The organism is Streptomyces uncialis (assembly GCF_001905345.1).
Taxonomy (GTDB): Bacteria; Actinomycetota; Actinomycetes; order Streptomycetales; family Streptomycetaceae; genus Streptomyces; species Streptomyces uncialis.
Map to the genome: position 1 here is coordinate 1,355,405 of NZ_LFBV01000001.1, position 26,168 is coordinate 1,381,572.

Below are 26,168 nucleotides of genomic sequence, written 5' to 3' on the forward strand. Positions count from 1 at the left end.
ACCTGTCACATGGCGGGGCACGGCCCGGTGCCCGTCCGCATTACGCTCGGTGTCCATGAGCGACTCGCACACCACGCATTCCTTCGAGACCGTCGCGATCCACGCGGGGAACACCGCCGATCCCCTCACCGGCGCGGTGGTCCCCCCGATCCACCAGGTCTCCACGTTCAAGCAGGACGGCGTCGGGGGGCTGCGCGGCGGCTACGAGTACAGCCGCAGCGCGAACCCGACCCGGACCGCCCTGGAGGAGAACCTCGCCGCGCTGGAGGGCGGGGTACGGGGGCTGGCGTTCGCCTCCGGGCTCGCCGCCGAGGACTGTCTGCTGCGGACGCTGCTCGCGCCCGGCGACCATGTCGTGATCCCCGACGACGCGTACGGCGGCACCTTCCGGCTCTTCGCGAAGGTCGCCGCGCGCTGGGGCGTGGAGTTCTCCGTCGCGCACACCTCCGAGCCCGACGCGGTCCGCGCGGCCGTCACCCCGCGCACCAAGGCGATCTGGGTGGAGACGCCCTCCAACCCGCTGCTCGGCATCACCGACATCCCCGTGCTGGCGCAGATCGCCCGGGAGACCGGGGTACGGCTCGTCGTCGACAACACGTTCGCGACGCCGTACCTCCAGCAGCCGCTCGCCCTCGGCGCCGATGTCGTCGTCCACTCGCTGACCAAGTACATGGGCGGCCACTCGGACGTCGTCGGCGGCGCGCTGATCGCCTCCGATCCCGCGCTCGCGGAGGAGCTGGCGTACCACCAGAACGCGATGGGCGCGGTCGCCGGGCCCTTCGACTCCTGGCTCGTGCTGCGCGGCATCAAGACGCTGGCCGTGCGGATGGACCGGCACAGCGAGAACGCGACCCGGGTCGCGGACATGCTGACGCGGCATCCGCGGGTGACGAAGGTGCTGTACCCGGGGCTGCCCGAGCACCCGGGGCACGAGATCGCCGCGAAGCAGATGAAGCGGTTCGGGGGGATGGTGTCCTTCCAGGTCGCCGGGGGCGAGGAGGCGGCGGTCGCGGTGTGCGACCGGGCCGAGCTGTTCACCCTCGGGGAGTCGCTGGGCGGGGTCGAGTCGCTGATCGAGCACCCGGGGCGGATGACGCACGCGTCGGTCGCGGGGTCCGCGCTGGAGGTGCCCGGGGATCTCGTCCGGCTCTCGGTCGGCATCGAGAACGCGGACGATCTTCTCGCCGACCTCCAGCGCGCACTGGGCTGACGGCGTCCCCGTCTTCGCCGGCGCCCCCGGAGTACCCGCAGCCGGACGTACCTGTCCCCGTACGGGTACGTCCGGGGGTGCGCAGTTCCCCACGGGTCGCCTTCGCTCGCGCTTCTGGGTTTCCTGTGCTGGGCGCACTTGTCCCGGTGCGGGTCGTTCGTGGGTGCGCAGTTCCCCGCGCCCCTGGATGCTGCCCTCTTGCGGTCGCTTTTCGGGTGCGGGCCGGTCCTCGTTTTTGCGCAGTTCCCCGCGCCCCTGGGGTTCCCCACCTGGGCGTACCTGTTCCCGTGCGGGTACGTTCGTGGGTGCGCAGTTCCCCGCGCCCCTGGATGCTGCCCTTTTGCGGTCGTTCGCCGGGTGAGGGTCGGCCCTCGTCTTTTGCGCAGTTCCCCGCGCCCCTTTGGGGGCGCCTCTTCAGGCTGTCGGTCAGGTGCGGGCCTTTGCTTGCGGAACCACCCTCCTCGCGGACTCGCCGGACTACGGGAGGGGGTGGGCGGGAATCTCTGCTCGCAGACTCCGATGCTCTTTAGTCGGGCAAGGTCACGTCGTACCGAGCGTGTCGGATCGAGGACGGAGAATCCCGACCGGCCCCGACCCGAAGAACAAGCAGATGGCGCCCCAAAGGGGCGCGGGGAACTGCGCAAACCCACCGAGCGACGGCACAGGAACGAAGTACGCCACGCCGGACAGACCTGGGGAGCGCAAGCGAAGGCGACCCGCGGGGAACTGCGCGAAACCCACGAACGACAGCACAGGAACGAAGTACGCCCAGCCGGACAGACCTCGGGGCCGCAGGCGAAGGCGACCCCCGAACCGGGTCACCAACCGGTGAGGGGCGGGGTCGTCACCGAGGGCGGGACCGACCAGGGGCGGACCAACGACGCCCACACCACGAACGCCACCGCGAAGCCGAGCACCAACAGCCACAGCACCCGCCGAACGACCCGCCGCCGCCCCCGCACCCGCCCCCCGCGCCGCACCGCGTCCCCGCACAGCCCGGTCGGCACCACCGGCGCCCCACCCGCCAGGAGCCGCCGCACGGCGTCCTCCTTGCGGTCGCCGCTCACCGAGGGCCGCCCGCACCGGCACCCGCACCGGCACCCGCACCCGCACCGGCCCCGGAACCCGCACCCGCCGTCCTGACGGCACCCCCCGGCACGCCCCGCCCGGCCCGAGGGCCCAGCACCGTGGCCACCGCCCGCGCGCAGAGCACCCGGACCCGCTCCGCGGACAGCCCGAGCAGCGCCGCGATCTGCTCCTCGGCGACCCCTTCGTGCAGCCGCAGCACGAGCACGAGCCGCTCGCGCGGGCCGAGCGCGGCGAGGACGCCGCCCGGGGCGGGCGGCGGGTGGTGGCGGGGTGCGCGGGGATGCCAGCTGTCACGGTCGTAGCGGGTGACGAGACGGCCGCGGGCGTGGTCGTACGGGTCGTCGCCGCGCAGCCCGTCCCAGTCGGCGTAGGTGTGGGCGAGGGCGTGCGTGAGCAGGGCCCGCGCGCGGGGGACCGGGGCGTCGGGGGGTTCGGCGGTGAGCAGGGCCGCGGTGTGCAGCAGCCGGGGGGCGGCGCCCGCGACGAACGCCGCGAACTCCCGTTCCCGGCGGGCGTCACGGCTCGTGTGCCGTGTGCGCATCGCGCCTCCCGACCCCGCGTGCGGCCCTCGGCGGGGCCATGTCGTACGGGGCACCGGTACGCGCCCCGCTCCCACTATCGGGGCAGGGACGGGGCCGGGGTCAAGAGTGCGTACGGCTCCGGGGGCGGGGCGGGGATCCGCGTGGCCCCCGGGGTTCGGGGCCCGGGTTCTGTTCGACGGATGTCCGGGTCCAGTCGGCGTCGGCTCCGGACGGTCGGGCGGCGAGAACCCGGGGCGGGTGGATGGGTGGACGGGGGTGACTCAGCCCGTACGGACGGGAGTTGCCCGGCGGTGCGTCACGCGCGCCGGTGGGCGCTGCCCGGTCCGGGGGCGGGGCGGTTCAGGATTCGGTCACGGGATCCGTGCCGGGTGCGGGCGCGGCCATCCGGGCGGACAGGGCGGTGTTGAAACGGGTGAGGAGGGCGCAGAACTGTTCGCGTTCGACCGGTTCCCACTCGTCGGTCAACTGGGCCATCAGCTCCCGGCGGGAGCAGCGCACCTCCTCCAACCGGCCCTGGCCGCGCGGGGAGAGCTGGAGGACGACCGCGCGGCCGTCCTCGGGGTGCGACGTGCGTTTCACCAGTCCGGTGTCGACGAGCGGCGCGACCTGGCGGGTCACGGTCGAGGAGTCGATACCCATACTGGCGGCCAGCGCTTTGACCCCCATCGGTCCTTCCTTGTCAAGGCGGTTGAGCAGCAGATAGGCGGCGCGGTCCATCGAGTTGCGCACCTGCCCCACCCCGCCGAGGCGGGTCTGTTCGGCACGGCGGGCGAAGAGCGCCACTTCGTGCTGGAGGGCGTCGAGAAGACCGGTGTCGCCGGAGGTCATCATGTCCATCGACATTTCTGGTGTTGTGGGCATGGCCGGAGGCTCACTTCATGCGTGGGGAAAGAATTGGGGGACAGAGTACGCGGGAGAACGGCCCCCCGTACGGGCGCTGGAGAAACCGGCGGCGCCCCGGGGCGCGGACGGTGTGAGCTGCGAGACTTGCGTCATGAGCTACCCCGCCGCTGACTCCTTTCTCCCCGTCGACCAGCCCGTCACGCTCGACGACGTGAGCGGTGCCCGGAAGATGCTCGCGGGGGTCGCCCGGATGACCCCGATAGAGGGAAGCCGTCATCTGTCGGCGCTGGTGGGCGCCCCGGTCCGGCTCAAGTGCGAGAACCTCCAGCGGACGGGTTCGTTCAAGGTGCGCGGCGCGTACGTGCGGATCGCGGGTCTGCTGCCGGAGGAGCGCGCGGCGGGGGTCGTCGCGGCCAGCGCGGGCAACCACGCGCAGGGGGTCGCGCACGCGTCGGCGCTCCTCGGGGTGCGTTCTACCGTGTTCATGCCGTTGGGGGCACCGCTCCCGAAGATCGCGGCGACCCGGGAGTACGGCGCGGAGGTGAGGCTCCATGGTCAGGTCGTCGACGAGGCGCTGGCCGCGGCGCAGGAGCACGCGGAGCGGACGGGCGCGGTGTTCATCCACCCGTTCGACCACCGGGACATCGTCGCGGGTCAGGGCACCGTCGGGCTGGAGATCCTGGAGCAGTGCCCCGAGGTGCGGACCATCGTGGTCGGGATGGGCGGTGGCGGGCTCGCCGCGGGGATCGCGGTGGCGGTGAAGGCGCTGCGCCCGGATGTGCGGATCGTGGGGGTGCAGGCCGCGGGCGCGGCGGCGTATCCGCCCTCGCTGGCGGCGGGACGGCCGGTGTCGATCCGGCACCAGGCGACGATGGCCGACGGGATCAAGGTGGGGCGGCCGGGCGGTGTCCCGTTCCGGATCGTCGCGGAGCTGGTGGACGAGGTGCGGACGGTCTCCGAGGACGAGCTGTCGAGCGCGCTGCTGCTGTGTCTGGAGCGGGCCAAGATGGTGGTGGAACCGGCGGGCGCGGCGCCGGTGGCCGCGCTGCTCGGTGACCCCGGGGCGTTCACTGGGCCGGTGGTGGCGGTGCTGTCCGGGGGGAACGTCGATCCGGTGCTGATGCAGCGCATCCTGCGGCACGGGATGGCCGCGGCGGGCCGTTATCTCGCGGTCCGGCTGCGGCTCACCGACCGGCCGGGGGCGCTCGCCACGCTGCTGGGCGTCCTGTCGGAGGCCGACGCCAATGTCCTGGACGTGAGCCATGTGCGTACCGATCCGCGGCTCGGGCTGACGGAGGCGGAGGTGGAGCTGCATCTGGAGACCAAGGGCCCCGACCACTGCGACGAGGTCCGTGACGCCCTGCGGACGGCCTCCTACACGATCATCGAGTGACCCCGGGGGGGTACGGGCGCGGGCGTCTCCCCGGAGCCCGCCCGCACCTGCCCGAGCCCATCCCCCGCACCTGCCCGAGCCCATCCCACGCGCCCGCCCCCGCCGGTCCCGGACGCCCGGCCCCACCCGTCCCGGACGCCCATCCCGTACCCCGTCCTCCCCCCGCCCCGAGGCCCCGTACCGACTTCGGTGAAATCCGTTGAGAGACGCGATACATCGCGTTATGGTGTGGCCTTCGGTCCGCCCGGCGCGGGCCCGAGCCGTCGCTGCCCGGATTCCGCACGGCTGTACATATAGCGACAAATCCGGCAAATTTGACTGTCTTGAACGAGTCGCCCGCCTGCCCGGGGGCGACCGGACCACTGGGAGAAACCACATGCCGGCCGCCATCCACGCGGAAGGTCTCGTGAAGACCTTCGGCGATGTCAGAGCGCTGGACGGGGTCGACCTCGACGTCCCCGAAGGCACCGTCCTCGGCCTGCTCGGCCCGAACGGCGCGGGGAAGACCACCGCGGTGCGCTGTCTGACCACCCTGCTCCGCCCGGACAGCGGCCGCGCGGTCGTCGCGGGCATCGACGTCCTCAAGAACCCCAACGACGTCCGGCGCTCGATCGGCCTCTCCGGCCAGTTCGCCGCCGTCGACGAGTATCTGACCGGCCGCGAGAACCTCCGTATGGTCGGCCAGCTCTACCAGCTGAAGTCGAAGGCCGCCAAGGTCCGCGCCGATGAACTCCTGGAGCGCTTCGGGCTCGCGGACGCCGCCGACCGCACCGCCAAGACGTACTCCGGCGGTATGCGCCGCCGGCTCGACCTCGCCGCCGCGCTCGTCGTCTCGCCGCCCGTGATGTTCATGGACGAGCCGACCACCGGACTCGACCCCCGTAACCGGCTGGCCCTGTGGGAGGTCATCCAGGAACTCGTCGCGGGCGGTACGACGCTGCTGCTCACCACCCAGTACCTGGAGGAGGCCGACCACCTCGCGCACGACATCTGCGTGGTCGACCACGGCAAGGTCATCGCCCGCGGTACCTCCGACCAGCTCAAGGCCCGCACCGGCGGGGAACGCGTCGAGGTCGTCGTCCACGAGCGCGAGCACATGACCACCGCGTCCGGGGTGCTCGCCGCGCTCGGCAAGGGCGAGGTGAGCACCGAGCAGCACACCCGCAAGCTCACCGTCCCGGTCGACGGCGGTGCCAAGCTGCTCGCCGAGGTCATCCGCGAACTCGACTCCCGCGGCATCGAGATCGACGACATCGGACTGCGCCGCCCCACCCTGGACGACGTGTTCCTCTCCCTCACCGGACACGCGGCCGAGGCCGGTGAGAGCGGCGGCCCCGACTCCCCGCCGAGGCCGGGCGAGGGGCAGCGGCCCCGGCTGCCCATGGAACCGGTGACCCCGACCGCCACGACCGACGAGGAGACGGGCCGATGAGCGCAGCGACCGAAACGGTGCGGCCCGCCGCGCCGAAGGGCTCCGGGGGCGTCGTCCAGTCCGTCCGGGACTCCCTGGTGATCGCCCGCAGAAACCTGATCCGGATGACCCGGATCCCCGAGATCGTGCTGTTCGGCCTGATCCAGCCGGTGATGTTCGTCGTGCTGTTCAGCTATGTCTTCGGCGGCTCGGTGAGCGTCGCGGGCGACACCAGCCCGCAGGTGTACCGCGAGTTCCTGATGGCGGGCATCTTCGCGCAGACCGTCACCTTCGCGACGGCCGGCGCGGGCGCCGGGATCGCGGACGACATGCACAAGGGCCTCGTCGACCGCTTCCGCTCGCTGCCCATGTCACGCGGCGCGGTCCTCACCGGCCGCACCCTCGCGGACCTGGTCCAGACGGCGCTCACCGTCGTCGTCCTGGTGGTCGTCGCCCTCCTGGTGGGCTGGCGCGCCCACGAGGGCATCCTGAAGACGCTGGCGGCGTTCGCGCTGCTGCTTCTGCTCGGCTACGCCTTCTCCTGGATCGGCGCCCTGATCGGCCTCTCGGTCCGCACCCCCGAGGCGGCGACCTCGGGCGGGCTGATCTGGCTCTTCCCGGTCACGTTCATCTCGAACGCGTTCGTGGACTCCAGCCAGATGACCCCGTGGCTCCAGCATGTCGCGGACTGGAACCCGTTCAGCGCGACCGTCCAGGCCTGCCGCGAACTCTTCGGCAACCCGGGCGTGGTCGACTCCCCGGCCTGGCCCATGCAGCACCCCGTCTGGGCGTCCCTGATCTGGTCCGTCCTGATCATCGTCGTCTTCCGCACCCTGGCCGTCCGCAAGTACCGCGACGCGGCTTCCTGACCGGAGGGTTCCTCGTCCCTGTGCCCGTCGCTCGGCTCATCGCCGCGCGGCGGGCACACCCGTGTGCAGCTCCACCACGGTCACCTCCGCCAGCCGGACGATGAGCTGCGCGGCCCGTGTCCAGCGGATGCGTTCGTCGCCGTAGAGCACACCGCCGTCCGTCTCCGCGACCGGGAAGGGGAACCCTGGCCGGTAGACCATGCCGTGCACGCCGATCGGTGTGCGGCTCCGGGCGCGCACGGCGGTGCACCCGCCGCGCAGGTACGGGCAGGATCTCGCCGCCTGCGCGGCGCACGGGACGCAGAGCGGTGGATGGCTGGTCGTGAGCTCGGCGGCGTCGTGTTCCCCGAGCAGCCACAGCACACCGTCGCCGTCGCGGTCCGCGGCCCGGCCGCAGACCTGGCACAGCAGCCTGCGCATCGCCCGGCGCTGCCGCATCAGATGGACCCGCCCGAACTCCGGCCTGCCCCGGCCGGGACTGACGGACTCCCGCATCCACAGGACGCCGTCACCGTCCCGGTCGTAGGGGGACTCGTCCGCGTAGCCGATGCCCGCGCCCCGGACGATCACGGGCGGCCGTTGCGTCCGCTCGGAACTCCAGGCCGTGATGTACGGGACCAGGCTTGGGCGGCACCGCGCTTCCTCTGACGGCATGACGGCTCCTTGGTCTACGTGAGCTAGTACGCAAGAACTATGCGTGTGCTAGCTTACGCCCGTCAAGTGGGGCTCAGGAGTAGCCTTCTCTGCGGACTAGCAAACGAATACGGGAGGCGACATGGCACCGCAGGTGCGGCGTGAGCTGCCGCCGTTCATACAGATCGCGAACCACTTCCGGCAGCGGATCGTCGATGGGGAGATCGCCCAGGGGGAGAAGCTGCCGTCCATCGCGGAGATCTCCACCGAGTGGGGTGTCGCGACCGCCACGGCAGCCAAGGGCGTCAAGCAGCTCCAGGCGGAGGGGTACGTCCGTTCCTCGACCCAGGGCACGTTCGTGGACCTCGGGCACAAACAGACGACCGGGCCCGACCGGCTGCGGTTGCTGCGGGCCGGCGGGAGTGCGGTGCGGCCCGGGGAGCGGGTCGAGGTTCTGGGCGCCGGGCTCGAACCCGCACCCGCCGATGTCGCCGAGGCGCTCGGGCTGGCGGTGGGCGAGCCGGTCGTCAGGCGGCAGCGCAGATATGTGGACGACGAGGGCGTCATCGCCCTGTCGACCTCGTGGCTGCCCGGGGAGTTCGCCGCGGGCGCCCCGGAACTCCTCGTCCCCGAACCGCTGCCGACGATGACGTTCGGACTGATCGAGGAACGCACCGGACGCCGCGCGGTCCGCAGGCGCGACGCCGTCGCGGTGCGGCGGGTCCCGGACGAGGCGGCGCCGTTCCTGGACGTCCCGCCCGGCACCCCGGTCCTCGCCTGGACCAACCACTACTGGGACCAGCACGGCACGGTCACCGAGTACGCGACGGACCTCCTCGGCCCCGACCGCGACCTCACGGCCGAGTACGACATGCCGTGACCGGGAGGAGTTGGCTGATGGGACCTGAACTGCGACGACGCGGGATCACCCGGCTCGCGCGGGACGGGTGGGGGGCCGGGCGGTCCGTGTGGGACGGGGATGTCGGGGAGCGGGAGCTCGTCGTCGAGCAGCTCGTCGTGCGGGTGGAGCGCGCTCCCGTGCACGTGGCGCGGGTACTGGGGCTGGAGGCCGGGGCGGACGTGCTCGCGCGCGGGCGGCGGTTCGTCCTCGACGGGAAACCCGTCCTCCTCGCCAGCTCGTACTTTCCGGCCGATCTCGTGGCCGGTTCCGCGATCACCCGGGACGACACCGGACCCGGTGGCAGCTACGCCCGGCTCGCCGAGCTGGGGCACGGGCCTGTCCGGTTCCGGGAGGAGATCCGTTCCCGGATGCCGACCCAGGACGAGGCCGCACGGCTCGGGCTCGGCTCCGGCACACCCGTGGTGCTGATCTGCCGGACCGCCTTCGGCGCGGACGGGCGGGCCGTCGAGGTGAACGAGATGACGCTCGACTCCGCCGCGTACGTCCTGGAGTACGACTTCGAGGCGTGAGGCGGTGGCCGGGCAGCGCGAGGGCCCCGGGAAACGTCGCCCGGGGCCCTCGTACCGTGTGTGGGGTCAGCCCGTGTACGGCTTCGCCGCCAGGACCGTCACCGACGCGAGGTTGCCGTTCGGCAGTTCGTAGCTCGCCACCTCGCCGACCTTCTTGCCGTTGACGCCCTTGCCCAGCGGGGACTGCGGAGAGTACGTCTCGATGTCGGACGTGGCGTACTCACGCGAGGCCATCAGGAAGGTGAGCGTGTCGTCCTTGTCGCCGTCGAAGGCGATCGTGACGACCATGCCGGGCTCGACGATGCCGTCGTCCGGCGGGGTCTCGCCGATCTTCGCGTTCTCCAGGAGCTGGGTGAGCTGGCGCACCCGGAGCTCCTGCTTCCCCTGCTCCTCCTTGGCCGCGTGGTACCCGCCGTTCTCCCGCAGGTCCCCCTCCTCACGAGCCGCCTCGATCTTCTTGGCGATCTCGGTGCGCGCGGGACCAGACAGGTACTCCAGCTCGGCCTTGAGCTGGTTGTACGCCTCCTGCGTAAGCCAGGTGACGCTCTCACTGGTCTGGGTCACAAGGTGCTCCTCGTCGGTACTGGGAATACAAAGCATCGCCCTACCGGGGACAGTGAGCGTCCACGGTCGGGCGAAACCACGAGCCTAACAATTCAGGCGTGGAAGGGGGAGGACATATCGCATCAGACATACGTCAACGCAGGCCGGCGCCGGTATGCGAGCGCAAAGACCCTGAGAAAAGCATGCGCATGCCGAAGCGATGACAAACATGTGCACGTGGGACGGACCCACGGAGCCGGGGGCTCGTGGACGGACCGGTCGCGATCAGCGCGGGGCCGGTACGCCCACCTACGTGTCCGACTCGCAGCCCACCAGTTCGACCGCGGTGGCACGCGCGGTGGTCCGCAAGGTGACCACCTCGTCCACCCGGTCGCTGCGCTGGTCGAACCGGAAGTCCGCGCGGCCCACCTCGGCGCCGTCCTCGGACTGGGCACGGACGGTGCAGAACCCGCGCGCCTCGGAGTCCTTGCGGACCTCCAGATGCGTCTCGATCGCACGGTCCGAGACCACCTTGAACCGGATCATCTCGCCGCTGAGCGTCTGGCTGGAGATGTATCCGTAACCGATCCAGGTGACCAGCCCGAGCAGACCGGCACCCAGTACGGCGCCGGTGATCCTGAGCCGCCGATCGGTGCGCTCCTCCGCGGAACGGCCGTAGCGGCCCTCCGGCGGTTGCTCACGGACCGCGCTCATGATCGTCCTCCAGGGAGGGGTGACGGGGACAGGGTCCCGGAATTATTCGTCCCCCGTTTCGGTCACTATAGAAGCCGCCCAACGCGCCCCCACATCCGGGCGCCGAATTCGATGAGGTTTCGAGTCTTGACTGAGCAGCTGCGACTCATGGCCGTGCACGCCCACCCGGACGACGAGTCGTCCAAGGGCGCGGCCACCATGGCGAAGTACGTGTCCGAAGGGGTCGACGTGCTGGTGGTGACCTGCACGGGCGGCGAGCGGGGCTCCGTCCTCAACCCCAAGCTCCAGGGTGACCCCTACATCGAGGAGAACATCCACGAGGTCCGCAAGAAGGAGATGGACGAGGCGCGCGAGATCCTCGGCGTCGATCAGGAGTGGCTCGGCTACATCGACTCGGGGCTGCCCGAGGGCGACCCGCTGCCGCCGCTGCCGGAGGGCTGCTTCGCGCTGGAGGACGAGGACGGGGCGGCCGGGCGGCTGGTCCGCAAGATCCGCGCGTTCCGTCCGCAGGTGATCACCACGTACGACGAGAACGGGGGCTACCCGCACCCCGACCACATCATGACCCACAAGATCTCGATGATCGCCTTCGACGGCGCGGGGGACGCGGAGAAGTACCCCGAGGACGACTTCGGGCCCGTGTACCAGCCGCGCAAGCTCTATTACAACCAGGGCTTCAACCGGCCCCGGACCGAGGCGCTGCACCAGGCCCTGCTGGACCGCGGGCTGGAGTCGCCCTACGGGGACTGGCTCAAGCGGTGGGACGAGTTCGAGCGGGTCGAGCGGACGCTGACCACGCATGTCCCGTGCGCGGAGTTCTACGAGATCCGTGACAAGGCGCTGATCGCGCACGCCACACAGATCGACCCCGACGGCGGCTGGTTCCGGGTCCCGATGGACATCCAGAAGGAGGTCTGGCCGACCGAGGAGTACGAGCTCGCGCGGTCGCTGGTCGACACCTCCCTCCCCGAGGACGACCTCTTCGCGGGCATCCGGGACAATGCTTGACATGAGCGTGAGCGTGAGTGTGACCCAGGCCGTCTCGAACCTCGTGCCGCTGGCGGCGGATCTCGACAAGAACAAGGTCACCCCCGGGGTGCTGGGGTTCGTCGTCTTCGCGGTGATGGCCGTCGCCGTGTGGGGGCTGATGAAGTCCATGACCCGGCACATGGGCAAGGTGGACTTCAAGGAGGCCCCCGTGGCGGGGGTGGACGAGGCAGGCCGGGCGTCCGACCCGAAGGCCTGACACCGGGTCCGGTACGGGTGCGGCTGCCGGTGCCGGTGCCGGTGCGGGATGCGCGGTCGCCCCTCGGGGGCGCGGGGAACCGCGCCCCCCTTCGGTACCCGCGCGGGGACAAGTGCGCCCACCGGGGAAGCCCTGGGGCCGCGAGCCGGGGCGACCCGCGCAGGTGTCAGGGCAGGGGTACGCCCATCACCTCGCGGGCGTGCCTGCCCGGGACCATCCCGAGGCGCCACGCCTGCCAGCCCTGCTCCAGCGTGACCCCGCGCTCCAGCAGCAGCCCGTACGTGTCCACGTACTGATCCAGCTTCCCGTCCCGCGCCGGATGTCCGTCACGCGCGAGCTGTGTCAGTTCCTCCTGGGCGACCGCCGTCCCGATCTCCACCCCGCCGGGTGACGCGTACGGCAGCAGCGTGCAGCGCAGGAACCGCGCCCAGTCCTCCCCGCGGAGGTCCCCGTACCCGGCGAACAGGGCCGCCGCCTCGTCGCACAGGGCCAGCGCCTGCGCCGCGCGGGCGTTGCCCGCGTCGACGACCGCCAGCTCCAGACACGTCCACGCCTCGCCGTGCGCGACCCCGATCCGCTGGAAGTCGGCCCGCGCGTCGACCAGCAGCTGCCGGGCGAAGCCGCTGTTGCGCAGGGAACCGGTCTGCGCGGCCCGCTGGTCGCGGGTGACCCGCGCGCTGTGGTGGCGCGCGCACGCGAGCCCGTACACGTCCCGCATCCGGGAGAACATCGTGCGGGAGCGCTCCAGCTCCCGTACCGCCTGGTCGAGGTCGCCGGTCTCCTCCAGCGCCTGCCCGAGGTAGTACAGCGTCCACGCCTCGCCGCGGGCGTCCTCGTTGTCCCGGTGGCGGGCCCCGGCCTGCCGCAGCCCCTCGGCGGCCTGCGCGGCGTCCCCGGCCACGATCCGGGCGCGCGCCAGCTGGGTCAGCGCCCATGCCTCGCCGCGGGCGTCCCGGGTCCGCCGGTACAGCTCCAGCGCCGCCTTCAGCTCCGTCTCCGCGCGCGGTACGTCCCCCATCCGCAGCCCGCACTGGCCGAGCTGGAAGTGCGCCCACGCCTCGCCGTGCACGGACTCGCCCTCGCGGTGCAGCTCCAGTGCCGTGCCGAGCAGTTCGAGGGCCTCGGCGAGCCGGGCCCGGTCGCGCTCGACGGCGGCCAGCGCGTGCAGGGTCCACGCCCGGTCGGCGGCGAGCGCGTCGGACGCCTGGAGCGCCAGCGCCTCGCGCAGCTTCGCCGCGGCCTCGGTGAGGTTGCCCTGGTGGTGCAGGGTGATCCCCAGCGAGCACAGCGCGCGGGCCACCCCCGCCTCGTGCCGGGCCTCGCGGTACAGGTCGACCACCGAGGTCAGGGTGGTGCGGGCCTTGTCCAGCTCGCCGAGCTGCCGCGCGGCGATACCCGTACGCCACTGCACCGACCGCATCAGCAGCCCCTGGTCGATGGCCTGCGTCAGCTCGTTGATCTCGCCCAGCCGGTAGAGGTCGCCGCGCAGCAGGCAGTAGTCGCACAGCGCGCCCAGCAGGTTCAGCACCGCGCCCTGGTCGACGCCCTCGGCGTGCCGCAGGGTCGCGGTGATGAAGCTGGACTCGTCGTCGAGCCAGCGCAGCGCGTGGTCCAGCGAGGTGAAGCCGTGCGGGCCGAACCGGTCGGCGCGGGTCGACATCTTCCCGTCGACCAGCCGGATCACCGAGTCCGCCAGCTCGGCGTAGTTGACGATGAGACGTTCCTGCGCGGCGCCCCGCTCCCCGGGCTCCTCCTCGTCGTGCAGCCGGGCCTGCGCGAAGGCGCGGACCAGGTCGTGGAGGCGGTAGCGGCTGCCGCGCACATGGTCGATGAGTCCGGCGCGGCTCAGCGCCGACAGATACTTGGCGGCCTCCGTGTCGTCGGTGGCGAGGAGGGCCGCCGCGGCGGCGGTGCCGAGCGAGGCGCGGCCGGCCAGGGTGAGCCGCCGCAGCAGCCTGCGGGCCTGGTCGGACTGGTCGGTGTAGCGCAGCCACAGGGCCCGCTCCACGGGGCCGACCGGCCCGTACGCGGCGAGGTCCCCGGCGAGCCGGGGCCGGGTGCGCGGGCCGAGCGCGGAGCCCGCGATCCGCAGCGCCAGCGGGAGCCCGCCGCACAGCCGGGTGATCCGCTCGGTGGCCTCCGCGTCGTACGGCCCCGAGCTGTCCTGCGCGGCGGCGGCGAGCAGTTCCTCGGCGGCGGCCTCGTCGAGCGCCTCCACGGGAAGGTGGTGCACATGGGCGGGCAGGTCGTCGGGCAGGCGCAGCGGGTCCCGGGAGGTGACCAGGACGAGGCTGTCGGAGCGTTCCGGTATCAGGGTGCGGACCTGCTCGGCGTCGCTCGCGTCGTCCAGCACGATGGTGACGGGCAGGCCCGTCAGATGCTGGTGGTACAGCTCGCCGAGCCGCTTCAACTGGCTGTCCTGGGTGGCGCGTTCGCGGAACAGGAGCTGTTCGCGGGGTGCGCCGAGACGGTTGAGCAGATGCAGCAGGGCGTCCCGGGTGGGCAGCGGCGACTCCTCGGGGTTGTCGCCGCGCAGGTCCACGACGCAGGCGCCGCGGAACTGGTCCTTGAGGTGATGCGCGGCGCGGATCGCGAGGGTGGTGCGGCCGGAGCCGGGGGCGCCGTGCAGGACGACGACCGTCGGCCGGGTCTCGGTGCCCGCGCGGGCCGCGTGCACCCACTGGGCGATCCGGCTCATCGCGGCACGGCGGCCGGTGAACGGGCCCTCCACCGCGGGGAGTTGCGCGAACGACTGCTCCATCACGGTACGGCGGCGGGCCGCGGCGCTCTTGTCGGTGCCGCGCAGCCGCGGGGGCTGCGCCCGGTCACCGCTGCCGCCGGTCGCGGACGCGAGGACGCGCTGCTGGTCGAGGAACGGGCGGATGCCGCGGACCTCCAGGGCGGTCAGCCACTGGAGGCGGAGCTGCTGCGGGCCGCCGGGCTGGCTCAGGGCGCCCTTGCGGCGGCTGGCGGCGGGGAGGTGGGCGGCGGTGACCCTGGCGACGACGGCCGTGGCGGAGGCCACCGCGACGGTCGCCCCCGCGACGGTCGCCACGGAGGCGCTGGTGCCGAGCGCGAGGTCCGCCGCGACCGTCGCGGCGGTGGCCACGGCGGTGACGAGCAGGCCGGTGGCGCCGCCCTCGGCGCGGAAGCGGCCGCCGAAGGTGAGGGTGCCGGCGCCCGCCTCGTCCAGGGACTGGGTGTACGCGGTGTACTCCTGGTCGGCGGTGGCCGCGAGGGTGTCCAGGGCGGTCTTCGCCCGGGTCAGCAGGACCGTGCCGTCGACGCGGCCGCCGGTGCGGCGGACCTCCTCCTCGACGGCTCGGGTCAACAGGTGTTCGGCTTCGGTCCGATGGGTGGGTCGCATGTCATGTCCCCCTTCATGTCTCATGCGTGGTGGTCGCGGATCAAGTGTCCTGCGGGACGCTGCGCCGGGCCATGGGGTGACGGGGGATTCTCCCGCCCACCCGCCCCTTCCGCCTCCGGCGCGGACTCCCGGGACGCCCGACGGGGGCCTCGGTGCGCCGCGGGTCGCCTTCGCCCGCGCCGCCGGGTTCGCCCACCTGAGCCCACTTGGTCCGGTGGGGGCGGTCCGGGGGTGCGCGGTTCCTCGCGCCCCTGGGGTTCCCCACCTGGACGTACTTGTTCCCGTGCGGGTACTTCGTGGGTGCGCAGTTCCCCGCGCCCCTGGATGCTGCCCCCTTGCGGTCGTCCCCGGGTGCGGGCCGCCCTCGTCTTCGCGCAGTTCCCCGCGCCCCTTCGGGGCGCCTCTTGCTGTGGCTGCTTCGGTGCGGGGCGGCCGTGTCGCGTTGGAGGCGCTGGATGTTGAGGAAGTGATGGTCTGGCAGAGGAAGGGACGGTCATGGGCGGCTACAAGCGGTGGCGGGACATTCGTGCCGTGCACGTTGCACGGGCCGGTGGGGAGGAAGCCGTCCGGGAGGGCAGGGAAGAGTTGCTCGCGGAGGTGACCGGGCGGCGGCCGGCGGAGCTCCGTCGGGCGAGGGGGCTCACCCAGCAGGACGTGGCGGACCGTATGACCCGCTCCGCCGACCGTCGCACGGCCGGTTCCCCGCGACTGCCCGCACGGGAACAGGCACGGCCAGGGGCGATGCCCCAGGGGTGCGGGGAACTGCGCACCCACGAAGTACCCGCACGGGAACAGGTGCGCCCAGGTGGGGAACCCTGAGGGGTGCGGGGAACTGCGCGCGCGGCCAAGGGTATTGCGCAGCCGAACGGGGAACCGCAAGGGGCGCGGCCTCAGGGGCGCGGGGAACTGCGCACCCACGTCCGTACCTGCACGGGAACAGGTGCGCCCAGGTGGGGAACCCTGAGGGGTGCGGGGAACTGCGCGCGCGGCCAAGGGTATTGCGCAGCCGAACGGGGAACCGCAAGGGGCGCGGCCTCAGGGGCGCGGGGAACTGCGCACCCACGTCCGTACCTGCACGGGAACAGGTACGTCCAGGTGGGGAACCCTAGGGGCGCGGGGAACTGCGCGAGCAACCAAGGGTATTGCGCAGCCGAACGGGGAACCGCAAGGGGCGCGACCCCAGGGGCGCGGGGAACTGCGCACCATGAACCACCCGCACGGACGGGAAACGTTCAGGTACGCGTACCCGACGGGAGTGGTGGACGTGCCGTACGCGACGCGACCGCCGGTCCAAGCGCCCCGGTGCGGGGCTGTGGACCGGCGGTCGCGGCGGGTGGCGGGGTCAGGCGTCGCGGCGCTTCAGGAGGTAGGCCGCGAGGGCGAAGAGGACCGCTGTCCACAGGCACAGGACGCCGAAGCCCTGCCAGGGCGAGAGCAGGTCGTCCGCGCCCTGCTGGGCCTGTCCGATCAGCGGGCCGGCCTCCGTGGGGAGGTAGGCGTTGACGTACTCGCCGACCTTCCCGGGGAGCAGCTGCGCCAGCGGCGCCAGCACGAACACGAACGCGATCACCCCGGTGATCCCGGCCGCCGGGTGCCGGAAGATCGCGCCGATGGTGAGCGCGAACAGGCCGAGCACCGACAGATAGAGCCCACTGCCCACGACGGCGCGGAACACGCCCTCGTCGCCCAGCGAGACCGGGACCTTGCCGTTCAGCATCGCGGCGCCGATGAAGAACGAGAGGAACGCGGCGACGAGGCTGACGCCCAGCACCAGCAGGGAGAACACCGCGGCCTTCGCGGTGAGCATCGGCACCCGCTTCGGCACGGCCAGCAGACTGGCCCGGATCATGCCGGTGGAGTACTCCGACGCGATCACCAGCACACCGAGCACACAGATCGCGAGCTGGCCCACCAGGAAACCGCTGGTGAGGATGACCGCGGCCGGGTCGGCCACGATCAGCGCGCGGTCCGCGGCGCTGGTGTCGTCCCATCCGGCGACCACCAGGCTGACGAGCAGCGCGGTGAAGCCGGGGAAGAGGACGAGAAGCAGGGCGAGGGACCAGATGGTGGACCGGACCGACCGGATCTTGGTCCACTCCGACTGCATCAGCTGGAAGAAGCCGGCGCGCCGGGTGTCCGGCGCCGCGACGGTTCCGGCGGTGACGGCGCTCATTCGGCACCTCCCTGCTTCTTGGCGGCGCCACCGGTACCACCGGTGGCCTCGTACTCCACGCTGTCCCGGGTCAGTTCCATGAACGCCTCCTCCAGCGAACCGCGCTGGCGGACGACCTCGTGCAGGACATGTCCGCCCGCGGCGGCGATCTCGCCGATCCGGCCCGGCTCCATGTCCTCCACGCTGAGCTCACCGGAGTCGAGCAGGGTCACCTTGCCGCCCTCGCGGAGGATCGCCGCCCGCAGCTGCTCGGCGTCGGGGCTGCTCACCAGCACCGACTGCTGGACCTGGTTGCGGTCGATGAACTCCTGCATGGAGCAGTCGGCCACCAGGCGGCCCCGGCCGATGACGATGAGGTGTTCGGCGGTCACCGCCATCTCGTTCATCAGATGGCTGGACACGAAGACGGTCCGGCCCTCGGCGGCCAGGTCCTTCATGAGGTTGCGGATCCAGAGGATGCCCTCCGGGTCGAGTCCGTTGACCGGCTCGTCCAGGATGAGCACCTGCGGGTCGCCGAGCAGCGCGGCGGCGATACCGAGCCGCTGTCCCATACCGAGGGAGAAGCCGCCGGCGCGCTTGCGCGCGACATCCTTCAGTCCGACCAGTTCGAGCACCTGCTCGACGCGCTTGCTGCCGATGCCCTGCGTCTGGGCCAGGCACAGCAGGTGGTTGTAGGCGCTGCGGCCGGTGTGCACGGCCTTGGCCTCCAGCAGCGCGCCGGCCACCCGGAGCGGCTGCGGCAGGTCCTGGTAGTGCCGGCCGCCGATGGTGGCGTCGCCGCCGTCGGGGCGGTCGAGCCCCAGCAGCAGGCGCATGGTGGTCGACTTCCCGGCGCCGTTGGGGCCCAGGAACCCGGTCACCCTGCCCGGCTCGACCGAGAAGGAAAGTTCGGCCACGGCGGTCTTCCCGCCGTACCGTTTGGTCAGGTTCTTGGCTTCAATCATCTGTTTCATCCTGGCTGGTGCCCCTAGAGGTCGAGGGGAAGATGCGCACGGCCGCCCATCGCGCCCGCCGCTGCCGGACTTCGCTGCCCAGGACTTTCACGCTACGGGCGAAGTGCCGTACTTGGCTTCTCCGTTCCTGACCGGCTGTCATGACTCGGGCAAAGCAGCCCTGAAGGTCCACCGGTGCTCGACCGGACCTGCTGGCGGCCCCGTCACCCTGCGGGAGAACCGTTTCCATAAAGGAGCATGCAGAATGGCGGACAAGGGACGGCACGTTGCGCGGATGTATCCGATGCCGGGCGGTTCCCGGCGCTCGCGGAGCCGGACGGCCTCCCGGGGGCGGTCATGACCACCTACGCCGCTCCGCCCGCCCAGGCAGGACGTCCGCCGTACGTCAGGAGCCGGGACGACTGGTTCGAGCGCGTCGAGCTGATCACCCCCGCGATGTGCGGACCGAACTCGCTGTTCATCGGTCAGCTCGGGGACTGGACCTGGGACGCGGTGGGCGCCTCCTGCGGGATCAACCCGTACACGGCGGCCGACCCCGAGGGCAATCCCGTCTACCTGTCCTTCGCCTACTTCCGCGTCCGGGCCGACAGCGGGCTGAGCGCCGAGGAACTGACCTTCGGCGACCGGCTGCGGGTCCGCTCGAAGGTGGTCTCCTCCGGCGGCGACTCACTGCTGACGATGCATCAGGTCACCCGGGACGGCGACCAGGCCGCCCGCGGTCCCGCCCCCGGCGTGGACGGCTTCTTCCGCTACGACACCCCCGGCTGCATCCATGTGGAGAACTTCAACCGCTGGATTCAGCGCTCCGGCCATGACACCAACCACGGGCTGCGACGGGCGACCCCCGCAAACTTTCGCTCCGACCATCTGGAGCGGGTCCCCGACGCGCACTCGCCCCGGCGGGTATGGGCCGACGCGCGCAAGGCGTCCGGCTTCCGGACCCCCGCCGAACCGGCCCCGCAGGCGGGACTCGTGCTGAACTACCAGGTGAGCGCGAGCCGCGACCTGAACGGGGTCGGCCTGCTGTACTTCGCGTCGTACTTCTCGATCGTCGACTGGGCCGTGCTCTCCCTGTGGCGCAGCCTCGGCCGGCCGGCCCGCAGCTTCCTGGGCCGCCGGGTGCTGGACAGACAGCTGTGCTTCCTCGCGAACGCCAACGCCGACGACGTCCTCGACATCGAGGTCACGTCCCACTGGGACACCGCCGGGACGGACGTGGTGGATGTGACGCTGCGCCGCCAGGACGGCGGTCTGCTCGCGGTGTCGCGCCAGCGCATCGCCCACGACCCGCACGCGTAGGCCGGGCCCCGGCAGGCGGAAGGCCCGCCGCTCCGTCAGATGGCGCGGCGGACCTCCGGGGTCACCGGGTCCTGAAGCGGCGGAAGAGGTTCCGGGCCACGTACACCCCGGGGCCGCCGAAGCCGACGAGGTCGAGGCGTCCGTCGCCGGTGATGTCGGCGAGGAAGCGCGGGTGGCGGCCGACCCGCCAGCTGCCCGCGTCCTCGCCGTACCCGAATCCGCGGCACACCAGCCGGGCCTGGTCGAACAGGCCGCCGCCGAGGCCGTGCGACACCCAGACGCCCTCGTCACCGAAGCCGACGATGTCCGGGACGCCGTCGCCGGTGAGGTCCGCGAGGAGCCGCAGATGCTTTTCGCCGCTCCACCCCTGGGCGGTCCCGAAGTCGTTCAGGACGAGCTGCGCGGGCCCGAACGTACCGTCGCCGAGTCCGCGTGACACGACGACGCCCTGCGGTCCGAACCCGACGAGGTCCGGCGCTCCGCCGGCGGTGGCCCCGACCAGGAACCGGGGGTGCTCCCGGGCCGAGCTCCATCCCTGGTCGACGCCGAAGTCGTCGAGGGCGTACAGCGGTTCCGTGAACGTCCCTTCCTCGTCCTGGAGGGAGATCCAGACGCCGTCGTCGTGGCAGCCGACGAGGTCGAGCCTGCCGTCACCGGTGGTGTCCGCGAGGAACCGGGGATGCTTGTCGGCGAGCCAGCCACCCGCCTTCTCGTGGTGGCCGAACGCCCGCAGAACGGGTTCCTCGGGGAGCGGCGCGAACTTTCCCTCCTCGTCCTGGAGGGAGATCCAGACGCCGTCGTCGTGGCAGCCGACGAGGTCGAGCCTGCCGTCACCGGTGGTGTCCGCGAGGAACCGGGGATGCTTCTCGGCCAGCCAGCCGCCCGCCTGCTGACCATGACCGAACGCCTTGAGGGCCGGTGCGCCGCCCGGGGCCGCGAACGCCCCGCCCTCGTCCCGGGGGGACACCCGGACACCGTCGGCGGCGAGCACGACGACATCGGGGCTGCCGTCGCCCGTCGTGTCCACGAGGGTCCACAGGTCCGCGGGATCGCGGGCGGGCGGGGGCTGGTGCAGGACGCGTTCGTCGTCGAACGTCCCGTCGCCCCTGGAACCGGAAACCACCGCCCCCTTCGCGGGTTTGAGTCCGACGATGTCCGCCCGGCCCGCTCCCGTGTCGGCGAGGAACCGTGTGTCGGCCCCGCCCCACCAGCCCGGCTGCCCGCCGGGGGAGTGGCCGGCCGCCTCGCTCTTCCAGCCGCCGGCGTCCTGGTCGCTCCCGAACCCCTCCAGGACCAGCAGCAGGTCGCTGAAGGAGGGCGTCGCGTCGGGGGCCGGGCGCAGCGCGGCCGAGCGGGCCAGCCGCCAGGAGCGGCGGCCGTTCCAGTGGCTCAGCTGGGCCCAGCGCAGCACGGGGTCGCTGACGCGTTCGGGCGCGGCCGGGACGAACCGCCACCACTGGCTCTCCGCGCTGTCGTCGTGCTCGCGCAGGACGATCCGGGTGTCGTCCTTGCCGGGCTCGGCGAGGTCGAGAACGGCGCCGTCGACCGCGCCCTCGATGAAGTAGAGGCCCGCTTCGCCCTCGACGGGGACGATGTGCCACTGCTGGCCCTTCCGGCCCGCGGTGGCCTGCCACTGGCGGACGCCCCGGTCGGCGGCGGCCGGGTTGTCGAGCACCTTGCCGCTGTCCGCGTTGCGGATCACGTACACCTGGTCGTCCTGCGCGGGGGCGAGCCGCCACTGATCCGGGCGCGGGCCGTCGTCGGGGAAGTCGCGGACGACGAGCGCGCCGTCCGCGCCCGGCGTGGCCCTGGCGCCGAGGGGCTTCCCCGTGGCGGCGTTGACGATCTCCAGCTTCAGTTCTTCCGTGGGCACGGGCATCGTGGTGCCTCTTCCAGGCGGTACGGGCGTGGGCTCGGGACGGGTGCGGCGCCGCGGGGGCCGCGGATCACGTGAAGACGTGGTGGTACGGGACGTTCCACTCGCTGGGCAGCCTCGGGTAGAACGTGTTGATGACCGTCCCGGTGAAGTCCCCGCCCCAGTTGTAGGTGAGACGCGCCTCGCTCTCGGCCGTCACCGCGTGGTCCTTGAACCCGAGGATGGCGTCGGGGTGGGTGATCGGCACGAAGGTGATCCCGCCCCACGGCGTCACCGTGACGACCCAGAGCTGGGTGTCCTCGGGTGCGCCGTTCTTCCCGCGCCACTTCTCGCCGACCTTGCCGGGGAGGCCGACCTGGACGGTGTCGGCCGTGCTCTTGGGCGCGTCCTGGTGGACGCTGACGCGCCGGCGCTGCGGCTTCGGGGCGCCGTCGTCGCCGCGCCCGGCCTCGGCCTCGCCCGCGACGGCGGGCTTGGGTGACACCTGGCCCGCGGCGCTCTCGATGTAGTAGAGCGGGCGCTGCCCGAAGAAGCCGCCGGGGGTGATGTACCAGAGGTGGCCCTGCGCCTCCTTGGTGGCCGGGTCGAGCGCGGTGGCCAGCTTGACCCCCTTGTCGTGGCTCTCCTCCTTCAGCTCGGCGGGCCGCAGATAGCCGCCGTTGAAGGCATGGACGAGCATGACCGGCCGGCTTTCGACCAGCGCCGCCACGATGGCGTTGTCGTAGCTGTTCACCGCCACCGGTCCGCCGACCACCAAATTCGCCATCGCCGTGCGTTCCTGGGTGTACATCGCGGAAACCTCACCTGATTCTTGATATGGAGAACAACGCGCCGGGCGCTCGGGGCTGCATTGTCCTCAAGGGTCACCGCAAGCCCGAGCGCGCTCGTTCGAAAAGGCGCCGGGAAGCGAATGGATGACCGGATCGAATACCTTCGTCCACGGCGACGGCCGAGGTCGCGACACTTGCGGACGCGACTGTCGGAAGATCCTCGACCGGGTGATCGCCGACGGTTCAAAGTACCCGTAGCCAAGGGTAGTTGGGGTGCCTCCGAGTCTCTGTCACCCGATTGAGCGTCATGCCCGCAGGCGCTCGTCCGGGCAATGCGCACCGTGCTAGCTTCGGATTTCGGAACGTGCGCAGATTTCTGTTTCCGCTTCACCGAGCGCGGTTCGACCGGAATTAGTCGAGGACGGGGAAATGCCTTCCAACGCGTACAACCTGGAACGGTCCAAGCGTCAGCCGCTGACGAAGAGGAACCTGCGGGAACTCAACATCGAGCAGACCTGGCAGTCGGTCCTGGACCACCCTGACCTGGTCTATGTCGACGACTACGGTGTGCGGCACAAACCCGTCGGGTTCTCTGTGAACAAGTCGAGCTTCGGCGCTTTCCCCGGGACCGCGTCCAAACTCGGCTGGCTCGCCTATATGAACCTCGGGGAGCCGCTGATCGAGGAGCGGCGCAACATCAGCCAGCCTCCGCCCGACACCTTCTCGTCGCGCACCTACGTCAACCGCAGCCAGGTGTCCCCGATGACCTTCACCGACTCGGTCGAGTTCACCGTGTCGAACGAGGTCACCTGGTCGCTCCAGGGGCAGGCCCAGCTCACCTTCGGCGGCAGCGTCAGCGCGGAGCTCCAGCTCCAGTTGCAGAGCCAGCTCCAGATGGCCCTCCAGACGCAGCTCGGGGCGCAGCTCCAGAACGACATGGAGAACAAGAACACGACCACGGTGACCAACCTGAACAGCAAGGACAACATGGGGGTGAACAACGAGAACGCCACCGAGACGGGCGTGAAGAACTCGGCGACGAACTCCGTGGCGAACTCGATCGCGAACTCGGTGGCGTTCACGACCCAGGGCAGCGCCACCGGCACCGCACAGGTCAACGCCCAGCTGGCGCTGGGCATCACGGCCTCCGTCGGCGGCACCCTGACCACCAGCTGGGCCTCGAACTCGCAGATCTCCGGCGAGGTCCCGCCGGGCTCCCGGGTGGAGACCATCGTCACCCAGCGGCGTACCCGCAAGCAGTACTCGTACGAGATCCCGGTGAGCTTCTCCGGGTTGCTCGCGGTGATGTACGACGTGCCGGTGGCGGTCCTGTCCCCTCCGCAGCCCGGCCACCATCCCGGTCTCGACCGGCTGGTCGCCCGCGACATCGGCGATGTCGGACTGGCGGGCGGCGGCTTCCGGATGAAGGGGCTGGCCGAGGTCGTGTCCGCCCTGGAGGTCCACCACACGATGTTCGACGGCGAGAGCCTGACGGACAGCCCACGAGCGCCGCACAAGCAGCCCTGACCGGGCGGGCGGACACGCGGCGCCGCCGCGACGACGACAAGGGATGACGACCATGGTGTTCGACAACATCTTCGGCTTCGCGGGCAAGGGCGCGGGGCTCTTCTCGGTGACCACCGACGCCGCCAGGCCGCAGCCGGGGGCGGGCATCGACTTCGAGGACGCCGAGGACGACACGTACGACGACACGAGCACGAGCCTGTTCAACAGCGCGATCCACGGTGCCTCCGCCCGGGCGAAGATCGTGCGGGAGGAGTCGCCCGAGGCACGGGCGGTCCTCGGCTTCCTCGGCTCCTTCATCCGGACCACCCAGGCGTCCGCCGGTGAGCAGGCCCAGTACGCCCAGGATCCCGGCTCGGTGTCCGCGGCGGCGTCCGCCGGGATGCGGGAGTCCAGCGCGACGGTGACGGAGCACAGCGGCCTCCAGAAGAACGAGGACCTGGAGAGCGAGCCGAAGAAGAGCGACTACACCAAGCCTCCCAAGGCCCCGGAGGCACCCAAGGCGGCCAAACCGGCCGCCGAGGAGCCGTCCGGTTCCGAATAGCGGCCGGTTCCGCGGAGTTCGCGGGTTCCGAGGGGTCAGGGGCTTCCGCGCCCCTGACCCCTCGTGCGTCACACAGGGAGCAGCTGCCACTGCCTGTCCCGGTGGTCGCCCTCCGCCCCGTGCTGCTTGATCACCGTGCGGGCCGTGGTGTCGGCGCGCAGGAGCAGACCGCTGTTCCGGTTGGCGATCTCGTACACCCGCTGGGTGCCGGTCGCGGGGCCGACCGGGATCAGCCGCCAGTGCTGGTGGCGCGCGTCCCCGCCCTCGTAGGCGCGTTGCGCGACCACCGCCCCGGCGGCCTCCTGCGCTCCGACGACCTCCAGGACCTTGCCGCTGCGCACGTTCTCGATCGTGTACAGGACGTCGCCGTTGTCCTGGCCCGCCACGACTAGCCGCCACCGCTGGTGGGCCCTGGGAGCGGGGAGGGACTGGTGGATCTCGGCCCCGTCCTTGACGGACTCGCGCTGGACCGCCATCCGCAGTTTGCTCCGGACGTTGGCCCACGAGACCACCGTGCCCGAGCCGGGCAGCCCGGCCATCTTCGGCGACGCGATCTTCCGGACCCGGTGGTTGACGTGGTCGGCGATGTAGACGGCGTCGACGCAGTCCACCGCGATGCCGAACGGGCTGTTCAGCCGACCCGAGGCGGCCGGGCCGCCGTCGCCGTCGAAGCCCGCGGTGCCGTTGCCCACCACCGTGTCGATGTTCCCGTCGGCCGTGACCTTCCGGACGCGGTGATTGCCGTATTCGGAGATGTAGAGGGTGCCGCTACTGTCCACCGCGATCCCGTACGGCTTGTTCAGCTGGGCCGAGGCCGCCGGGCCGCCGTCCCCCCCGGAGCCCGCGGTGCCGTTGCCCGCGACGGTGCTGATCGTCCCGTCGGCCGTGACCTTGCGGACCCGGTGATTGCCCCCGTCGGAGATGTAGAGGGTGCCGGTACTGTCCACCGCCACCGCGTACATGCCCTTCAGCTGGGCCGAGGTGGCGAGGCCGCCGTCACCGCCGGAGCCCGCGACGCCGGTCCCGGCGACCGTGCTGATGTTCCCGTCGGCCGTGACCTTCCGGACCCGGTGGTTGCCGAACTCGGCGATGTAGAGGGTGCCGGAGCTGTCCACCGCCAACCCGTGCGGTTTGTTCAGCTGGGCCGAGGTGGCGGGGCCGCCGTCACCGCCGGAGCCCGCGACGCCGGTCCCGGCGACCGTGCTGATGTTCCCGTCGGCCGTGACCTTCCGGACCCGGTGGTTGCTGGCGTCGGTGATGTAGAGGGTGCCGGCGCTGTCCACCGTCACCTCGCGCGGGCAGTTCAGCTGGGCGGAGACGGCGGGACCGTTGTCGCCCCGGTAGCCCGCGACCCCGGTCCCGGCCACCGTGCTGATCTTTCCGTCGGTGGTGACCTTCCGGACCCGGTGGTTGCTGTAGTCGGAGAAGTAGAGCGTGCCGGAGCTGTCCACCGCGATCCCGTACGGGTGCTTCAACTGAGCGGCGACGGCGGACTCGTTGTCCCCTGTGAACCCCGCGACCCCGGTCCCCGCGATCGTGCTGATCGGAGGGACGGGGGGTTCGCCGTCCGTGGCTGCCGTCTGGGTAGTGCTCATCGTCATCCTTGCGTCGGTAACTGACCGCTCGCTACGGGCGGTTGTCGGTTGACTTCAGCAAGTCATAGGAGCTGTCCGGGGGACAAGGTCACTTACGGGTGCTTCCCTTGGACCGTGATTGACGGCACCCGCGGTGCATGGCC

23 protein-coding genes are annotated in these 26,168 nt (G+C 71.7%); 11 read left to right on the plus strand and 12 right to left on the minus strand.

Going from position 1 to position 26,168, the window contains the following annotated elements; all coding sequences use genetic code 11:
• Positions 1-55 precede the first annotated feature (55 nt).
• Positions 56-1,210 (plus strand): cystathionine gamma-synthase, encoded by a 1,155-nt coding sequence (locus tag AB852_RS05835; protein WP_073784218.1) that lies wholly within the window; start codon positions 56-58, stop codon positions 1,208-1,210.
• Between the two features lie 818 nt (positions 1,211-2,028).
• Here the strand turns inward: AB852_RS05835 and AB852_RS39535 are convergent.
• The 3 genes from AB852_RS39535 to AB852_RS05850 all read right to left on the minus strand — a co-directional run bounded on the left by AB852_RS39535 (position 2,029) and on the right by AB852_RS05850 (position 3,684).
• Complete coding sequence (locus tag AB852_RS39535; RefSeq protein WP_342748463.1) at positions 2,029-2,250, minus strand: hypothetical protein; 222 nt, start codon at positions 2,248-2,250, stop codon at positions 2,029-2,031.
• A gap of 23 nt (positions 2,251-2,273) precedes the next feature.
• Positions 2,274-2,840, minus strand: coding sequence for a sigma factor-like helix-turn-helix DNA-binding protein (locus AB852_RS39540; RefSeq protein WP_073784223.1), 567 nt, complete (start codon positions 2,838-2,840; stop codon positions 2,274-2,276).
• Positions 2,841-3,180: 340 nt separating this feature from the next.
• Complete coding sequence (locus AB852_RS05850; protein WP_178390958.1) at positions 3,181-3,684, minus strand: MarR family winged helix-turn-helix transcriptional regulator; 504 nt, start codon at positions 3,682-3,684, stop codon at positions 3,181-3,183.
• A gap of 151 nt (positions 3,685-3,835) precedes the next feature.
• On the opposite strand from AB852_RS05850, the gene ilvA reads away from it, so the two are divergent.
• The 3 genes from ilvA (at position 3,836) to AB852_RS05865 (ending at position 7,357) form a co-directional block, all read left to right on the plus strand.
• Complete coding sequence (gene ilvA, locus AB852_RS05855) at positions 3,836-5,077, plus strand: threonine ammonia-lyase (RefSeq protein ID WP_073784237.1); 1,242 nt, start codon at positions 3,836-3,838, stop codon at positions 5,075-5,077.
• A gap of 376 nt (positions 5,078-5,453) precedes the next feature.
• Positions 5,454-6,509, plus strand: a complete 1,056-nt coding sequence (locus tag AB852_RS05860) for an ATP-binding cassette domain-containing protein (protein ID WP_073784239.1) — start codon at positions 5,454-5,456, stop codon at positions 6,507-6,509.
• Positions 6,506-7,357: an ABC transporter permease gene (locus tag AB852_RS05865; RefSeq protein ID WP_073784241.1), complete on the plus strand. Its 852-nt coding sequence runs from the start codon at positions 6,506-6,508 to the stop codon at positions 7,355-7,357. Before AB852_RS05860 ends, AB852_RS05865 begins: the two co-directional genes overlap by 4 nt.
• Positions 7,358-7,393: 36 nt before the next feature.
• Here the strand turns inward: AB852_RS05865 and AB852_RS05870 are convergent, their stop codons facing one another.
• A complete protein-coding gene (locus AB852_RS05870; protein WP_073784244.1) occupies positions 7,394-8,011 on the minus strand; it encodes a hypothetical protein in 618 nt (205 codons plus the stop codon).
• Between the two features lie 121 nt (positions 8,012-8,132).
• On the opposite strand from AB852_RS05870, the gene AB852_RS05875 reads away from it, so the two are divergent.
• Positions 8,133-8,870, plus strand: a complete 738-nt coding sequence (locus AB852_RS05875; protein WP_073784246.1) for a GntR family transcriptional regulator — start codon at positions 8,133-8,135, stop codon at positions 8,868-8,870.
• Positions 8,768-9,421 (plus strand): GntR family transcriptional regulator, encoded by a 654-nt coding sequence (locus AB852_RS05880; protein WP_073785503.1) that lies wholly within the window; start codon positions 8,768-8,770, stop codon positions 9,419-9,421. Before AB852_RS05875 ends, AB852_RS05880 begins: the two co-directional genes overlap by 103 nt.
• A gap of 66 nt (positions 9,422-9,487) precedes the next feature.
• On the opposite strand, the gene greA is transcribed toward AB852_RS05880, so the two are convergent.
• Positions 9,488-9,985 (minus strand): transcription elongation factor GreA, encoded by a 498-nt coding sequence (greA, locus tag AB852_RS05885; protein WP_073784249.1) that lies wholly within the window; start codon positions 9,983-9,985, stop codon positions 9,488-9,490.
• A gap of 288 nt (positions 9,986-10,273) precedes the next feature.
• Complete coding sequence (locus tag AB852_RS05890; protein WP_073784251.1) at positions 10,274-10,678, minus strand: DUF4307 domain-containing protein; 405 nt, start codon at positions 10,676-10,678, stop codon at positions 10,274-10,276.
• A 126-nt stretch (positions 10,679-10,804) separates the two neighbouring features.
• Here AB852_RS05890 and mca point away from each other — a divergent pair, with 126 nt between their 5' ends.
• Complete coding sequence (gene mca / locus AB852_RS05895) at positions 10,805-11,686, plus strand: mycothiol conjugate amidase Mca (protein WP_073784253.1); 882 nt, start codon at positions 10,805-10,807, stop codon at positions 11,684-11,686.
• A gap of 1 nt (position 11,687) precedes the next feature.
• The gene (locus tag AB852_RS05900; protein WP_073784255.1) at positions 11,688-11,924 is read left to right on the plus strand and encodes a hypothetical protein; all 237 of its coding nucleotides are present in this window, start codon (positions 11,688-11,690) and stop codon (positions 11,922-11,924) included.
• A 166-nt stretch (positions 11,925-12,090) separates the two neighbouring features.
• On the opposite strand, the gene AB852_RS05905 is transcribed toward AB852_RS05900, so the two are convergent.
• The 3 genes from AB852_RS05905 to AB852_RS05920 all read right to left on the minus strand — a co-directional run bounded on the left by AB852_RS05905 (position 12,091) and on the right by AB852_RS05920 (position 18,408).
• Complete coding sequence (locus tag AB852_RS05905; RefSeq protein ID WP_073784257.1) at positions 12,091-15,291, minus strand: tetratricopeptide repeat protein; 3,201 nt, start codon at positions 15,289-15,291, stop codon at positions 12,091-12,093.
• Positions 15,292-16,633: 1,342 nt separating this feature from the next.
• Positions 16,634-17,464 carry an ABC transporter permease gene (locus AB852_RS05915; RefSeq protein ID WP_073784259.1) on the minus strand — a complete coding sequence of 277 codons (831 nt, stop codon included), beginning with the start codon at positions 17,462-17,464 and terminating at the stop codon, positions 16,634-16,636.
• Positions 17,461-18,408 (minus strand): ABC transporter ATP-binding protein, encoded by a 948-nt coding sequence (locus AB852_RS05920; protein ID WP_073784261.1) that lies wholly within the window; start codon positions 18,406-18,408, stop codon positions 17,461-17,463. Before AB852_RS05920 ends, AB852_RS05915 begins: the two co-directional genes overlap by 4 nt.
• A 345-nt stretch (positions 18,409-18,753) precedes the next feature.
• Here AB852_RS05920 and AB852_RS05925 point away from each other — a divergent pair, with 345 nt between their 5' ends.
• Positions 18,754-19,716 carry an LnmK family bifunctional acyltransferase/decarboxylase gene (locus AB852_RS05925; protein WP_073784263.1) on the plus strand — a complete coding sequence of 321 codons (963 nt, stop codon included), beginning with the start codon at positions 18,754-18,756 and terminating at the stop codon, positions 19,714-19,716.
• A gap of 61 nt (positions 19,717-19,777) precedes the next feature.
• On the opposite strand, the gene AB852_RS05930 is transcribed toward AB852_RS05925, so the two are convergent.
• Together AB852_RS05930 and AB852_RS05935 are read right to left on the minus strand one after the other, a co-directional pair.
• Positions 19,778-21,595 carry an RICIN domain-containing protein gene (locus AB852_RS05930; RefSeq protein ID WP_073784266.1) on the minus strand — a complete coding sequence of 606 codons (1,818 nt, stop codon included), beginning with the start codon at positions 21,593-21,595 and terminating at the stop codon, positions 19,778-19,780.
• Between the two features lie 67 nt (positions 21,596-21,662).
• The gene (locus AB852_RS05935) at positions 21,663-22,382 is read right to left on the minus strand and encodes a hypothetical protein (protein ID WP_073784268.1); all 720 of its coding nucleotides are present in this window, start codon (positions 22,380-22,382) and stop codon (positions 21,663-21,665) included.
• A 409-nt stretch (positions 22,383-22,791) separates the two neighbouring features.
• On the opposite strand from AB852_RS05935, the gene AB852_RS05940 reads away from it, so the two are divergent.
• Both AB852_RS05940 and AB852_RS05945 read left to right on the plus strand, forming a co-directional pair.
• A complete protein-coding gene (locus AB852_RS05940) occupies positions 22,792-23,889 on the plus strand; it encodes a hypothetical protein (protein ID WP_073784271.1) in 1,098 nt (365 codons plus the stop codon).
• A gap of 52 nt (positions 23,890-23,941) precedes the next feature.
• Complete coding sequence (locus tag AB852_RS05945; protein ID WP_073785505.1) at positions 23,942-24,430, plus strand: hypothetical protein; 489 nt, start codon at positions 23,942-23,944, stop codon at positions 24,428-24,430.
• Positions 24,431-24,498: 68 nt separating this feature from the next.
• On the opposite strand, the gene AB852_RS05950 is transcribed toward AB852_RS05945, so the two are convergent.
• Positions 24,499-26,025, minus strand: coding sequence for an NHL domain-containing protein (locus AB852_RS05950; protein WP_073784273.1), 1,527 nt, complete (start codon positions 26,023-26,025; stop codon positions 24,499-24,501).
• Between the last annotated feature and the right edge of the window lie 143 nt (positions 26,026-26,168).